Genomic DNA, 15,777 nt, shown 5'->3' with positions numbered 1-15,777 from the left:
AGCATAAAAAAGGAGCTCAATGAGCTCCTTTTTATTTGCTTGCAAAATAGAATGTTTGGTTAAATCCTAAGACGCCACAATAGACCCATAACTTGGCTCTGAGCAAGCATTATTCAAAGCTCGGGCAGAATGCGGCATATACATAACACTGCTCGTTCCATCCTCAATAGGCGTGAGATTACCCATCCAAGCCACTTTACGCTCATCCCTAGGAGACACGCCTAAATGCTTACGATAACAACGACTAAAGTGAGGCGTTGAGATAAAGCCACACGCGGCAGAGATCTCTACAATCGACATACTCGACTGCTTCAACAACTGACGTGCTCGGTCAAGACGCAATCTCAGATAGTAGCGTGATGGGGAGCAATCCAAATATTTATGGAACATGCGCTCTAATTGACGTCGAGAAACATCCACAAAGATTGCTAGCTCATCCAAATCAATGGGCTCTTCAAGATTGTTTTCCATAAGTTCGATCACATCCACCAGTTTAGGCTTACAACCGCCTTTGTTTAACTGGCGCAATGGCACTCGCTGCTGGTCTGACTCACTGCGAATACGATCACAAATAAACATATCTGATACAGCACTGGACAATTTCGCCCCATGGTCGCGAGCGATAATAGTCAGGAACATATCTAAGGGAGCGCTACCGCCCGTAGCAGTAAATCGCCCTTCATCCATAGAGAACAAACGGTTGTTACATCGTACTTTCGGGTAGCTTTCTTGTAACGCAGTCATACATTCCCAGTGAACACTGCAGTTATAACCGTCTAACAGCCCAGCATGAGCTAAAACGAATGCTCCCGTACAAATGCCGCCTAATACATTACCCTTGCGAGCACGCTGTTGTAGCCAGCTCATCTGCTTGTTGGTGTACGCACGGGTTATATCTAAACCACCCGCAACAATCACCATATCCAAATCGGGGCAATCGCTCATGGAGCAATCCGCCGCAATGCTTAGTCCATCACTGGCAACGGCCGCCTCACCGGTCTCAGTGATCATATGCCAAGTATACAGCTCTTCTGCATAGAGCTGGTTTGCCATACGCAAGGGCTCGAGGGCTGATGCCAAGGCAATCATGGTAAAATTATCTAAAAGTAAGAAGCCCACGCGGGTGGTCTTTTTACCGCTGGGAGTCATGGCAGGGGATGTGGAAACCATGTGAAAACCCTCTCATTTGTGATACTTACGCTGAGGCAATTTCTAGGCCAAAAGCGTATTACCCACACTTTTTATTATAGTTAACCAACGCTGATTCATTCAGACACTGGCCTTGTAATGGGAACCACTCAAACCGAAGATCATTTGTTCGAAAAGAGACCTGTATGATAGTTTACGTGCAGAGCAAAAACATCCCATTAGCGACTCAAAATAAACAAAAAACAGCCAAAAACGACAAAGAGTATTTTGCCAACTTACACCCTAGTCTGTATAAAAAACACTCAAAAATACCACCAAACACAGATAAACAGGCGAATTTGTTCTAATTTTCTCGAAAAATGCACCAAAAACAACCACAAACGCCCCAAAAATACTCACTACAACCAGAGCGCAGAGACTCGAGTATCACCATGATAAAGATGTCGGATTTGAGCCTGAAACAATTCAGCGGTCGCAATGGCATCCGTCACTGCACTGTGCAAATGATAACGGGGCAAACCATAGCGCAGACGGCTATCAGCTAGCCGAATAGAAGGCTGAGGTTGTCCTAGCACACGCTTGGCAAAAGAACGCCAACCACTTCGATGTCGTATGGCTTCAATGGCCATGGTGTCGATGACAGGAAACAATAACTCTGTATTGAGTCGAGACTGGATAGATTCGTAAAGAAACTCCCGCTCAATATATCGAAAATGCACCACCACTATTTTCCCCTCTAAATGAGTCAACACCTCATCTATGACATCTAAAAAATCTGGGGCATTTGATACTTCTGAGTGGGTGATACCATGAATCACTACGGACTCATCATTAAGGGACTGATTAGGCCGGATTAACCAGTGGCCAGCTTGGGCCACTTTTATCCGATTCATGGTGAATGGCACCAGTCCAATACTGATAATTTCATCCTCCTTTGCATTCAGTCCTGTTGTTTCGAAATCAAGGGCGACAAAATCCGCTTGATCGACGACTAAATCAGGAGGGAATTGTTGTGAGTGATAGAAGCTTTCGAGGCTTGGACGGTTATGATCCTGAGCTCTCCTTGCCATGTAAGCATGCCAGTCGAAATCCTCTTTCTTTGCCCCCATCACTCAAGATACCTTACCAAATGGGTAGCGATATTTAAGAAAGCGCTGACTATTGCTTAACACATTAAAGGCTTCTTTGAGATTACGACGTTCATGATCAGTGAGGGTGTCCGGCTCAATATTGTTGTCCGGTGCCTGGCCCTCCTCAATGTCTTCAACCTGATGTTGAATACGCACCATAGCAAGGTATTCCAAGGCATACTTAAGCTCGATACCGCGCTTATCAGGCAAGATATTGGCTTCAATAATGTCATCTAATCGTTCAAAGGAGTTACGTGCGGTGGAGCCCACCGCCAACGCGTGTACGCGAATCAAGTCAGCTAACGGTGCCGTGCCTCGACGCTTGAGATTGATTGTTCGCCGGTGCTCACCGTCTTGCTCCATTACAAACTCTTTGAAAAATCCCAGGGGCGGAGTTCTAAGTAAGGCATTACGAGCCAAGCTAGCGAGAAACTTAGAGCTGCTCTTCGCGCGCTGGACCACGAATTCATTCAGCTCATCCGCCCACTCTGTTCGTCCCCAGACGCCTTCCAAATCGAAGAAAATCGAGCTGTTTAATAATGCATCTGGATTTGGCACATCAATCCAGTCTGCAAAACAATCACGCCATTCAGAAAGGGTTTTACGCCAGCGAGGATTGGTCGCCATGATGCGCCCTGTACAGTAGGGATATCCGCATTGGTCTAACCCATCACTTACAAAAGCCGCCAAGGCTTCGAAATAAGCGCTATGCTGATGCGAAATGAATTCATCTGACAAGATCAAAGCATTATCTTGATCCGTGATCAGCAGTTGTTCATCCCTAGCCATAGACCCTAACGCTAGGAAGCAATACGGTACTGGCGGCGGCCCTAACGCCTCCTCCGCCAACTCTAGCAAGCGCTGTTTGAAGCTACGCCCAATCACTGACATCGCACTGCCAATCATATGAGCACTGGACTCTTGGCGTACCATACGGACAAAGCAGTCCGGCACATCTTTCGCCACTTGCGCCAGCTCAGCCTGATTTTGCTGGCGGTGGATTAAACTGACGATGTATAAGCTGTTTTTCGACTCGTAGCGAACGATATCGGAGATCGCGATCACCCCTTTCGGCTCGCCATGGTCCATCACTGGCAGATGGTGCAAATTACAACGCAACATCAACAACATAGCTTCGAAAATAAAGGTGTCTTTATCAATAGTCTTAGGGGACTTAGTCATTACTTCAGTCACAGGAAGATTTAAATCTATCCCTTCAGACACAACCCGAGTTCGCAGATCTCGATCCGTTAAAATCCCCACCAGTTTCAATCTGGTTTGACCTTCATCTTCTATGGGCGCTTCTTCGTCTACAATCAACAAAGAAGAAACGCCCTCCTCTGTCATATGCATGGCCGCATGCCGAATGGTGGCATCGGTAGAAATTGTCACCAGCGGACGAGCAATAAGAGAAGACACTTTTTCACTGGAAAGCATATCGCTTCCCCGATGCTCATCAACCACCTTATTGAGTTTACGATGGTCGTCTACCTCCACATAGTAAGCAAATTCCTCGTACTCCTCACACAGCTCTGTGAATACATCTTCTGGTACAAAATATATTAAGGAGTCTTCCATTGCTCGTGCTGGCAAACGTACACGATTAGACATGAGCAAGCCTAACTGCCCAAACACATCCCCTTCACTTAGGCGATTGTATAAATTGCCATTACGTCGATAGATTTCCACCGCGCCACTGCGTACTACGCATAAGTCATGGATTTCATCACCAAATTGAAAGATGTCACTGTTTTCTCGAAAATAGGCTATTTCGATTGCGCAAGCGACTTTTTGGCAGGTCTTCTCAGATAAAAAAGAGAAAGGAGGAAAGCGCCCAAGAAACTCAGCAATTTCTAGTTGTTCAGCTTCCATCTGGGCGCCCCTTAGTGAGGATAATAATTAGTATTCGATAACCACATCAGAATTTGCAACGGTACAACAAGACAAAACGTAACCCGCTTCTACATCTTCCTCAGTAATACCACCGTTATGCTCCATAGTGGTTTCGCCTTCTTTAACAAGCACCTTACAAGTACCACAAATCCCCATACCACAAGCTTTCGGAATATGCAGGTCAAGTTTAGCGGCGGCATTATGAAGGGTCTCCCCTGGAGCCACTTGGATACTACGACCATAGTTGGCAAATTCGACGCGCATCAGGTCTTCAGTGCTAATCGCTTCCGCTTCTGCTTGAGCAACTTCTGCCATTTCCAACGCATCTTCTACGACAGCATCTGGCGTCGCACCGAAGGATTCTTCATGGTAGCGACTCATATCAAAGCCTCTAGCTTTCAGAAGCGCCTTGACGGCCTTCATATATGGAGCAGGCCCACAACAGAAGATCTCACGCTCCATAAAGTCTGGCGCCATCATCATCAGCTTGGCTTCATCAAGAAAGCCTCGGTAACCATGCCACGCTAGACCGTTGTGCATGTGCTCAACGATAGTATGAATACTTAGGTTATTAACCCGTGACGCCATATGGTCCAGTTCACGAGGGTAAATCAAATCACGGGGAGAACGAGCACTGTGAACAAAAGCAATGTCCACATCCGCACTGGTGTCAAACCACCAACGTGTCATAGACATCAAAGGTGTAATCCCAACACCGCCAGAAAGTAACAAGACCTTGTCAGCAGGGTAATCAATACAGTTGAAATTACCTACGGGGCCGTGCACCGCCAACTCCACGCCTACGTCCATGTTGTCATGCAACCAATTGGACACCAAACCACCTGGAACACGTTTCACAGTGATAGAAAAACTGTACGGCACAGAAGGAGAACTCGAGATGGTGTAAGAACGCATCACCTGCTGACCATTAATTTCAAGCTCTAGGGTCACAAACTGACCGGGCTTGAAGAAGAACATCACCGGTTGCTGCGCCATAAAGCAGAACGTATTAACGTCCCAAGACTCTTGGATAACTCGTACACAGCGAACATTGTGACGACCGTTTACCCATGTTTGGGTGTTGACCGGAGCGAAGTAATCAGCCGTGGTGTTGGCTGGAGTAGGGTTAGTCATATTCGTTCTCTCTTTATGGCGTTGACGTTTCACCTTTCGAGCCATTGTCGTTCTAGTTTTGAGTTTTCAGTTAACCGTTTACGACATTTAGTTGCTCATGGCGACCATCCCTATCCCTGTACAGCCCTTAGGCAGAGCAACTAGTCGATTTATGACTTGATGATGTCGTGTTTAGTCATTCCACCAAGAGCAACTTGGGAGAGCATAGCGTCATTACTATAACGAATCTTGATGTGGGTAAATCCCATCAAACGCTGTTTGCTCCGACGAGAGAAGCAACATCAACTCGGCCTTTGTTACGTAAGGATCACCAAATGAACCAAAATGATCTGCTAAATATGCGCTATGCGACCATCACAGAAGCTCGCACAGACATGTATAAAATGCTTGAAGCACGCCCTGCTAACTACTCGTTGGACGCGCCGCTTTATAACGACCCACACATGTTCCGCGTAGACATGGAAGAAATCTTCCAGAAAGAATGGCTGTTCGTCGGCATGACCAGTGAAATCCCGAAACGCGGTGATTACATCACGGTTGAAATCGGCCAAAACCCTGTTTTGATCATTCGTGATGCAGACGGTTCTGTGAACGCGTTCCATAATACTTGCCGTCACCGTGGCTCACGCATCTGTACTGAGCATCGTGGCAAGGTTGCTAACCTGGTGTGTCCTTACCACCAGTGGACATACGACCTAAAAGGCAACTTGCTGTTTGCTGGCACCGAGATGGGTGACTCGTTTGAGAAGCAAAAACATGGTTTGAAGAAAGCTCATTGTAAAAATGCTGGGGGCTTTATTTTTGTCTCCCTTGCAGAAGAAGCACCACAGGGTGACTTTGATGAGTTCCTAGCAACTCTTGATGAATACATGGCACCTTACGACGTTGAAAACACTAAGCTGGCTGCTGAATCCAATATGTACGAGCGTGCTAACTGGAAGCTAGTACTGGAAAACAACCGTGAGTGTTACCACTGTGCGGGCAGCCACCCTGAGCTGCTTAACACCCTGTTAGAATGGGACGACACTAACGACCCACGGGCACCACAAGACTTCCTAGACCACTACGCCGCTCAAGCTGCAAAGTGGGATGCGGAAGGCATCCCTCACGAGCACAAAAGCTACGGTCCAGGCCGTCGCAACCGTATCGTACGTATGCCATTGAAAAAAGGCGTCAAGGTAATGACCATTGATGGTGGTGAAGGTTGTAAAAAGCTAATGGGGAACATCCAAAACCCTGAGCTTGGCTCCATGCGTATTTTGCACCTACCTAACTCTTGGAACCATATGCAGTCTGACCACTTCATTGTGTTCCGCGTACTACCGATTTCCGCACAAGAATCCATGGTCACAACAAAATGGTTCGTCCATAAAGATGCAGTAGAAGGGGTTGATTACGATCCTGAGCGCCTGCGCCAAGTATGGGACGCCACTAACGACCAAGACCGTATTTTGGGCGAACAAAACCAATTAGGGATCAATTCTATCGGTTATCAGCCGGGTCCATACTCTGAAACCTATGAGTTCGGCGTTATGAATTTCCTTGAGTGGTACTCTGAAACCATCAAGAAAAACCTAAGCAAGTAGTCTTGCTCCCCTATGAAAGCCAAAAGCCAGCACCTTGTGCTGGCTTTTTTTTACCCGAAGACATCTTGTAAGAACTAGAAAAAGTGTAATAGCGACACCTTCCCAAGCTCCCAATCATCCTCTTCAGTACGGACATGACCGACACTCAAACGCCACTGCCAATCACGGGCAAACTCATTCGCCACGGCTAACTCAGCTTCTTGTTGGGTGCTATTGTGCTGATCCACATCCCACCAGTACTGATACCGCGCCATGAAATTAGTCTTTTCGCCAGTCCATAGCCATTTAACCCCAGGCCCTGTCTCAAATTGATACCCCTTGTCATACACATCATCCACTGACGCACTACCGTTCCAAAAGGCACCCAGCAAGGATTGTCCCATTGGCCAAGTAACACCAGCGCCCCCTTGAAGGCGGAACACCAACTCATCCCCCATGGTAATGTCTCGCAAAAAGCTTGCATTCACATGCCAGGATTTAGGTGTCATAAGAGCATTCGTTGGTGCCATAGAATGAATATTAACCAGGTTGAAGTAATCCACTTCCACCTCTCTCTCTTGGCTCCAACGCAAAGCACCACTAAACATAGAGAGCTCAGCACCTCTTAAATAGCCCCCTTGAGGATCCAGCACATCGTGATAGGACGGACGATACTCCAATACCCCATAATTCGTTCCATCTCGATGATCCAAACCGACACTCAGGCGGGCTGTAGCATGCCCTTGATCGTCCCGTACAGCTGGCGCAACAACAGGTTCAAAAACAGGCTGACTGGGCAGCTTACTTCTCATAGACAACAACTGAATAGAACGTCGTCCTAAATGGGCTAATGAAGACTTCTTTCGAGCAGACAAATAGCGACTGTACTCATAGGCCACATCAAGAATCTGTAACTGCTCTTTTTCACTGAACCCTACCAATAAACTAGGGTCAAGGGTCACGTCTTCCACCAGTCTCTTCGACACCTCAATCTGCTCCTCGGAGACCTGATCAAGCATGTTTTCAATTTTATTCAAAGTGGAAGGACGGTAAGTGGCTTCTTCTATCAAACCTTGGCGCTTGATCTCACGTACCGTATCTGCAGGGATAGCCCATATTGAAAATTGTTCCGCCAGTTGCAAGCGAGGACTGGCGGCATCCAGCATGGTTAACAATTGATACGAGCAATTTTGTGAGAAGAAATAATATGGCATGGACGTGCCCTTCATTTCCCACACATGACGCACAAACATGTCCACCTCTGCAGGGGGTAACGACAACTCATATTCCCAGATATCGCGGTTCTCAAGGAAATTATACTCCTTGACCTTCTCGTAAAATGGCATCACAGACACCACCCCAGGGTAACCACCAGTAAGCCCTTTATAGCTGAACACCAACTGATTATCAGTAGGGTCCGTATTGGCCGCATAATTCACCGCGTAGTCCAATAAAGGGGTGTCATTACCGGCTTTTTTTATTCGAAACAGGGTATGCCCATACATAGAAGATGGGCTATTTAAATAGGCAGCTGGAAACACCAATACGACCTTTTCAGCATCAAGTTGGCCTCGCCACTCATCAAAGTCAGGACAGACCACCTCAGGTAGAGCCAATTCAGGTAAAGCATGTTCAATAAAGGACTGCCGAGCTGGAAAACGACATTGGGCATGCTGATTGGGATCTAAGACAGTGGAAACTGGTTCCGACAGAGCCTCTAAGGTTGCATTTAACTCCGCTTCGGCTGAGGTTTGCCCCATTGGCGACAAGAAAAAACTAGGGTCTTCAATCTGGCTACCGTCCTGCTTAATAACGCCCACTTGATTGTAATGTAACAAGCTGAGCCATTGAGGTTTGTTCGCTAGATCAGAAATAGACGGAGAATAAGTTGCCCCGTAAAGAGAGACGGGAAGGACACTGCATAACAGGCCGATTCGATAAACAAAACTGCGCATAAACATCCATATAAACAAAAAGAGCGGACAAGCCGCTCTTTTTTACATAAGGCTAGTCAGTATTAGCCTAGGTATTTAGACAAAGAAGGAGATTTCTCCATCACTGTTACGATGTCTTCGTAAGCAGTTTGAGACGTCACGTCAGCAGACGCAAAGATCTCATCAAAGTTTGCCTGCATTTCTTGGTTAAAAGTGGCTTTATCAGCGGCTTCAACACCGATCAAATCAGCCAAAGCATTCAAAGTTTCGCCTTCGCCTTTTGCAGAATCAACTGCCAATGGCTCTAGGTTTCCATCGATAAACATAGCAACACCGCCCGCTAGAGGAGCGTCAGGAATGTCACAACCTAGAGTACCTGATGTCATACCAAAAGTTTGGTTACCAGAAGTACCGTTTGTGGTTGCCGCTAATACATGCTCGTGCCACTCGTTAGCATCTTGGAATACAACTGCTGTACCCAAACCACAACCCGCTGGGCCGTATGCCGCGAAAGACGATACAGAAGCTGTAGCAAGCATTGCCGATAGTAGAATCTTTTTCATCATTAAGTCCTTAAATTCCATTCTTGATTTAAATTGTCAGCATCCAGGCTTCTCCATTAGAGATTACCAAGTGTGCCCTTAAAGTATAGGGCGAGCATTTTTTCATGCAATAAAAAATGACAAAAAACGTCATAAATTCAAATGAAAAAATCTGTTTAAAGATCAATCAATTAGCCATAAAAAAACCGCCGAAGCTAAACTTCGGCGGTTTACTGAAGGCTGATTAATCAACCAATACAACGATAACGTTTACCGTAACTCAGACCGTAGACCTTTGTAAATACTGATACACATCAGTAACAAAATAACAGTGAAAGGCAAACCTGTGGTGACAGCACCCGCCTGCAGGGAGCTCAATGCATCAGCACCGCCACCAAACAGAAGAACGCCTGCGATGAGCCCCACCATAGCAGCCCAGAAAATGCGCTGAGGCACAGGTGTTTCCACTTTACCACCAGCAGTAATAGAATCGATCACCAAAGAACCAGAGTCAGATGAGGTAATGAAGAATACCAATACCAACATAATAGCAACGATAGACGTCAACATTGCTAATGGTAGGTTTTCAAGCATTTGGAACATGGCACTAGACACATCCCCAAGGCCGCCTGCTAAAGCACCTACTCCACCTTGCACTTGATCTAATGCTTGACCACCGAATGCAGACATCCAAATGATGGAAACCAAGGTCGGTACGAGCAAAACAGCAATCATAAATTCACGAACCGTACGCCCTTTAGACACACGAGCGATAAACATACCCACGAATGGTGACCAGCTTACCCACCAAGCCCAGTAGAATACCGTCCAACCTTCGTAGAACTTATTGTCATCACGTCCTACCCAGTTACTTAACGGGATGATGTACTCAACATAGGATACCGTTGTGTTGAAAACATGGCCGAAGAAGCCAGTAATGGAACCAAAAATGATCACAAACAAGACCAAAATCCCAGCCATGATCATATTGATGTTACTTAAGACTTTAACACCGCCATCCAGACCACGCATAACAGACAACACTGCGATACAGGTCACGACTATGATGATGCCAATTTGAGTAGAAATGCTGTTTTCAATACCGAACAGGAAATTCAAGCCGCCTGCAGCCTGCGTTGCCCCAAGACCAAGAGAAGTTGCTAAACCAAAGATTGTCGCAATCACCGCAACAATATCAATCACGTGACCAATAGGTCCCCAGCAGCGCTCCCCTAATAATGGGTAGAAAGCCGAACGGATTGTCAAAGGTAGACCTTTGTTAAAAGAGAAAAACGCCAGTGCTAATGCCACAACGCCATAAATCGCCCAAGGGTGTAAGCCCCAATGGAACATGGTCGCGCCCATTGCAGCATCCATTGCTTCTGGTGTGTTCGCAGGAACGTTTAGAGGAGTACCCCACCAATCCGTGAAATAAGCCACAGGCTCTGCCACACTCCAGAACATCAAGCCAATCCCCATACCTGCTGCGAACAACATAGAGAACCAAGAGAGTGTGCTGAACTCAGGGCGCTCACTTTCACCACCCAAACGCACTTTACCAACCGGTAAAAAGATCAGTGCTAAACAGAATAAAACGAAAATATTTCCGCCAATCATGAACAACCAGTCAAATGAGCCAATCGCCCATCCTTTGGCACCATTCAACCACTCCTTCGCTTCCGCAGGGAAAATCAATGCAAACGCGATAAACGCAATGATCGCCACAGCGCTGGTTGTAAACACTGGGTTGTTTACGTCCATACCTAGAATCTGAACGTTGTCCTGCCCTGCCTTATAGTCAGACGTATAGTCCGACGATTTAGGGCGTTTTTGAACTTTAGGATCCATCTTTAACTCCACCTCGTAGTGCAAATATAGGCAGCCAGCGTTCCTTTTGTGAGAGTTGGCTACCTTACTTGCTTTGTTTGATTTGCTACATTGGGGCGCATAGAAAGCAGACCTCACTTACTATGGCAGAGGGTAAATTTTGCACACCCTCAGCTGAATAGTACGCTGACTACCTGTTCAAGATATGACTCAAAACGACAACAATTTAGAGGCTAACTATCCGTTGACGACCAAGTTTATTTGAGGTCAAACTAATGGCTAAAAATCTCGAAAAAACAACCTTTAGCAAGAAGACCAAAGAAAGTGAATTAGCATTCATAAAGCACAAAAAAAGCGTGTTAATCCGATTAACACGCTTTTAAATAGCCGAAGCTGACATCGCTCTGAAAAATGGCTCAGGCGTCTCTCAACGCTTTCATTACCGTCAATACTTCGGGCAAGATCGTCGCCCCTGTATTTTCAAGCTCGTCCATGGCTGTCACCAAAGACGCTTTCTGGTCAGGATGATCACCTAGCCATGTTAGCACTTTGTTTTTTGCATCGTCCAAAGGCTCTTGGGCGGATATGGGTGCACCAATCCCTACCAGTTTTTCTTTGAAATCTACTTCGTCTATCAAATCAACGATCATCATAAATCGGGTACCACCTAGCGGATGACTTTTTCCTCTATCAGCAGATCAAAAATTGCTTTTGCTTTTTCTTCTGCCGTCTCGTTCTTCATCACTTTACCAGAACCACCAGCAGGTTTGGCAGTGGCCGCTTTAAATCGATCTGCGGCGGTTTTCGCTTTCACCACTTTCAATCGTTTCGGACGAGGTTTCGCTGGGGCTTCTTGCCAGTCGGCACGCAACATATCAAGACTGTCTGCCCCCGCTTGCTTCGCCATAGTGGCGCGCATACCTGGACCAAAAGCACTTTGACGGGCAATTTCTGCCGCGTTATCAATGGATGCAATAAAAGGCAGTTTTACCGATACTTGACGACGTTGACCACGGGGCAAAGCTAACAGTACCTGAGCTTCATCTCCCTTAATCTCAACAATATCCGCCACGCGAGCAACGATCGGCCAGCCTAGTGTCTCTGCCAACAGATAAGGCACCATACCTGAAGACTCACCACTTTCGGCGCGCACACCCGTTAACACGATATCTGCGTTTGCTTTAGAAAGGTAAGCCGACAATGACGCCACAGCATCCACGCTGTCTTCTTGCTCAAGAATGGTGACTTCCGCGAGCCCCATCCCGGCATATTGACGCAAAACAGGCTCTTCAGCGTTACCCGCATGCACCACATCCAGCTGTTTACCGGCCAGCTTTAGTCCTAGTTCCACTGCTCGCCCATCTTGATCGGCACGGCGAGAACGACCGGATTGAGGATGACGCCCCACTGAAATAAGAGAAATGACTTTATGCGGCATTGCTATTCTCCTCAGCCTGTCCAGCTAAGCTGGTCTTTTTATGCTCGGCAACCAGCTTCATTAATTCCGCAAGAATCTCTTCACTGTCACCGATCACACTTAGGGCAGCACGTTTCACCATGTCACAACCCGCATCAGTGTTAATCGCCACCACCTTGTCTACTTGTCCAATACCCTGCATATGCTGGATCGCACCGGAGATCCCCACTGCAACGTATACCCGAGCGGTGACCCAAGTACCCGTTGCACCGACCTGACGAGCACGAGGCATAAAGCCATCGTCCACCGCCACACGACTAGCGCCCTCAGTTGCACCAAGTACTTTTGCAGCCTCGTGGAATTGATCCCAGTTATGGATACCGTTGCCTGCTGAGAGGATAAATTCAGCTTCTGCCATTGGGATCGCATTAGGATCCACTTCCATCAAGCCTTGATCTTGGATCGTAGCTGCGGCAACCGAGAAATCTTCTAGTGTAAGAGGAGTCGCCTCGTGACGCGTTTCGTCAATCGCCTCAGCACACTCTTCGAGCAGCATCAGAATCTTCGGTGTTTGGCGCGTGATGTCTAAGCTTGCTGATGCGCCACGGCTTACCGTTTGCTCCCCATTAACGAGCCAAGCTTGGGTTGCTGGGCGTTCGCCTAAGCGAGCGGACAAACGAGAGGCAAGGTCTGCCCCCCCATGAATGCTGTCTGGGAAGAGCCAGTGCTTCACAGAATATAGCTCATCGACTTTCGCCAAGGCTTGCATGCGAGCCTCTGGAGCGTAACCTTCAAAGGCTTCCCCTTCGATGTGTAACAGGCGATCCACCCCGGCCGTATCAAAGTGCTCTTCTTTCACTTCACCAAAGCACACCGCAACCACGGCACCATTGCCACCTTGCTCTGCAATAAGTTTATGAGCTAGGCCCAAGATATCTTTGTCATGCCCCGTCAAACGGCCACCGACCATATCTGGTACCACCATCACAAAATAGTCTGGATTCACAACAGTATGCAGCGGCAGCTGAACTTCTTGGGTCGCACCAGAACGCTTACCTTTCGGTGCTGAAGAATTGCCTTTTAATCGGTCAATTCGCTTAATACCGTTCGGGCCAATGAAGCCTACTTTATGGGGAAATTTTCGTAACAAGCCCGACGGACCGCGTACTTCGCCGCCCTCGTCTTGATTCGCATATTGCTCATGCAGTGGGTGCAAACGGTTACGAATGATCCACTCTGCACGGGGGTCACGACGAATGATGTCACTCATTAGTGAACCTCCTCGACCAATTGATCTACTAGGATTTCAGAAATGTCTTTCACTTCTGGACGTGGTTCGACAACACCTTCCAACATCGCTGTACATTGCTGACAACCTACGGCGACCAAGTCTGCACCCGTGGCACTGGCGTCTTCCATACGCATGTCAGCGATACGGCGTTCACCTGGGATATCGGTAATCGGTGCACCACCGCCACCGCCACAGCAACGTGAGCGGAAACCTGAGCGTTCCATTTCTGCAATATCAATTCCCAAAGCGCGCAACAGATCACGGGGAGCTTCATACTCACCATTGTAACGACCTAGGTAACATGGATCATGGTAGGTCACTTTACCGCCCTTAAAGGCATCCAATTTGAGGACGCCAGACTGAACCAACTGATTCAAGAAGGTTGTATGGTGCAAGACTTCGACATCTTTCAGCGCACCATTATCATCAAAGTCGCCGTATTCGTTACGCAGACAGTGATAAGCATGAGGGTCTGTTGTCACAATCTTGTTGAATTTGTACTGACCTAATGTTGCCAAGTTGCGCTTAGCAAGGCTTTGGAAAGTGGCATCATCCCCAAGACGACGAGCCACATCGCCGCTGTCACGCTCTTCGTCACCCAAGATGGCCACATCAACGTCAGCAGCCTTCATCAGCTTAACGAAAGCACGAAGGATACGCTGACTGCGCATATCAAAAGCACCATCAGACACCCAGAATAGAACGTCCACTTCTTTTTTGTCTTTCATTACCGCAAGGTTTTGATCCGCTGCCCAGTTAGTACGGCTACCAGGTGCGTAACCGTTAGGGTTGTCCGTTGCGATGATGTTTTCTAGGATTTCAGAGCCCTTGTTAGGGGTCTCGCCTTTTTCCATGGTTAGGAAGCGACGCATATCGACGATAGCATCCACGTGCTCGATCATCATCGGACACTCTTCCACACAGGCGCGACAAGTTGTACAAGACCAAAGGGTTTCTTGGCTTACAAGACCTGCAGTAATGATCTCGTCTGGACTGCCTTTCGCGTTGCCAACTTCTTTGCCTGGGTAAGGACTGCCTGCGTAATTCGCATCCGTACCACCCGCAAGACCGACAACCATATCTTGAATAAGCTTTTTCGGGTTTAGAGGCTGACCCGCAGCAAAAGCAGGACACATTGCCTGACACTTACCACACTGTACACAAGCATCAAATCCGAGAAGTTGGTTCCATTTAAAATCACTTGGCTTAGCCACGCCAATCACAGCAGATGTTAAATCCACAGGCTTAAGGCCCGTGGAGCGGCCGCCCCCAAAGCGTTCTGGACGACGGTGGAAGGCAAGATGTAAAGCACCAGCAAACGCATGCTTCATTGGCCCGCCCCAGCCCATGCCAAATAACAATTCGCCTAGACCAATCACAATGCCCACACTGAGAACCGCGATAAGCAATACACCGCCAGTGCCTTCCGGCAGCACACCAGTCGCAGGCAATGTTAAAAGAATGAACGTCACAGCAAAGGTAATGAGGCTTTTCGGCAAACGCATCCATGGGCCTTTTGACAGGCGCTCAGGTGGGTTCAAACGACGCTTAAAGACAAAGAATGCCCCAACGAGCATGAGCGCTAAGGCCCCTAGCAACGCCCAAGCAACAATCTGCTGCTTCACGTTAAGTACGTGCACGACCAACACCAATACCATGGACAGAACAAAACCACCGCCAGTGGCGACGTGGGTTCTGGACATGTATTTGTCACGTTCAACAACGTGGTGCAGATCTTTAAGGTAGCGTCCTGGCATCGCCATAAGACCAGCGATGAGATTAACTTTTTCGGGTTGTCCTGCACGCCATAGGTTGATACGGCGCATCATGCCCACCACACCTAGTAGCAAGAGAACAACGATAAGAAGAGAAGGTAACCAGTCGATAACCATCTT

The 15,777-nt window shown here is 47.6% G+C and carries 12 protein-coding genes; 1 reads left to right on the top strand and 11 read right to left on the bottom strand.

Annotation, left to right across the window (positions count from 1 at the left end; translation table 11 throughout):
* Positions 1-66 precede the first annotated feature (66 nt).
* The 4 genes from gbdR to ACZ5DR_RS10485 form a co-directional block, all read right to left on the bottom strand.
* Positions 67-1,170, bottom strand: a complete 1,104-nt coding sequence (gene gbdR, locus ACZ5DR_RS10500; protein ID WP_377369096.1) for a choline metabolism transcriptional regulator GbdR — start codon at positions 1,168-1,170, stop codon at positions 67-69.
* A 377-nt stretch (positions 1,171-1,547) separates the two neighbouring features.
* Positions 1,548-2,258 (bottom strand): 3'-5' exonuclease, encoded by a 711-nt coding sequence (locus ACZ5DR_RS10495; RefSeq protein WP_377369094.1) that lies wholly within the window; start codon positions 2,256-2,258, stop codon positions 1,548-1,550.
* A gap of 3 nt (positions 2,259-2,261) precedes the next feature.
* Entirely contained in the window at positions 2,262-4,151 is a 1,890-nt protein-coding gene (locus ACZ5DR_RS10490; RefSeq protein WP_377369092.1) for a DUF294 nucleotidyltransferase-like domain-containing protein, read from the bottom strand.
* Between the two features lie 27 nt (positions 4,152-4,178).
* A complete protein-coding gene (locus ACZ5DR_RS10485) occupies positions 4,179-5,306 on the bottom strand; it encodes an FAD-binding oxidoreductase (RefSeq protein WP_377369090.1) in 1,128 nt (375 codons plus the stop codon).
* A 314-nt stretch (positions 5,307-5,620) separates the two neighbouring features.
* On the opposite strand from ACZ5DR_RS10485, the gene ACZ5DR_RS10480 reads away from it, so the two are divergent.
* On the top strand, positions 5,621-6,892 hold the full coding sequence (locus tag ACZ5DR_RS10480) for an aromatic ring-hydroxylating oxygenase subunit alpha (protein ID WP_377369087.1): 1,272 nt from the start codon (positions 5,621-5,623) through the stop codon (positions 6,890-6,892).
* A gap of 74 nt (positions 6,893-6,966) precedes the next feature.
* Here the strand turns inward: ACZ5DR_RS10480 and ACZ5DR_RS10475 are convergent, their stop codons facing one another.
* From ACZ5DR_RS10475 to ACZ5DR_RS10445, 7 genes are all read right to left on the bottom strand, one after another.
* The gene (locus ACZ5DR_RS10475) at positions 6,967-8,826 is read right to left on the bottom strand and encodes an Lnb N-terminal periplasmic domain-containing protein (RefSeq protein ID WP_377369085.1); all 1,860 of its coding nucleotides are present in this window, start codon (positions 8,824-8,826) and stop codon (positions 6,967-6,969) included.
* 62 nt (positions 8,827-8,888) lie between these two features.
* Entirely contained in the window at positions 8,889-9,368 is a 480-nt protein-coding gene (locus ACZ5DR_RS10470; RefSeq protein WP_377369083.1) for a DUF3015 domain-containing protein, read from the bottom strand.
* A 249-nt stretch (positions 9,369-9,617) separates the two neighbouring features.
* Positions 9,618-11,195, bottom strand: a complete 1,578-nt coding sequence (locus ACZ5DR_RS10465; protein ID WP_377369081.1) for a BCCT family transporter — start codon at positions 11,193-11,195, stop codon at positions 9,618-9,620.
* 395 nt (positions 11,196-11,590) lie between these two features.
* A complete protein-coding gene (locus ACZ5DR_RS10460; RefSeq protein WP_377369079.1) occupies positions 11,591-11,827 on the bottom strand; it encodes a hypothetical protein in 237 nt (78 codons plus the stop codon).
* Between the two features lie 14 nt (positions 11,828-11,841).
* A complete protein-coding gene (etfB, locus tag ACZ5DR_RS10455) occupies positions 11,842-12,612 on the bottom strand; it encodes an electron transfer flavoprotein subunit beta (protein WP_377369077.1) in 771 nt (256 codons plus the stop codon).
* Positions 12,602-13,861 (bottom strand): electron transfer flavoprotein subunit alpha, encoded by a 1,260-nt coding sequence (etfA, locus tag ACZ5DR_RS10450; protein ID WP_377369075.1) that lies wholly within the window; start codon positions 13,859-13,861, stop codon positions 12,602-12,604. Before etfA ends, etfB begins: the two co-directional genes overlap by 11 nt.
* Entirely contained in the window at positions 13,861-15,774 is a 1,914-nt protein-coding gene (locus ACZ5DR_RS10445) for a (Fe-S)-binding protein (protein WP_377369073.1), read from the bottom strand. Before ACZ5DR_RS10445 ends, etfA begins: the two co-directional genes overlap by 1 nt.
* Positions 15,775-15,777: the final 3 nt, after the last annotated feature.

The organism is Marinomonas vaga (assembly GCF_055388305.1).
This window is presented reverse-complemented; position numbering and strand designations above follow the sequence as displayed.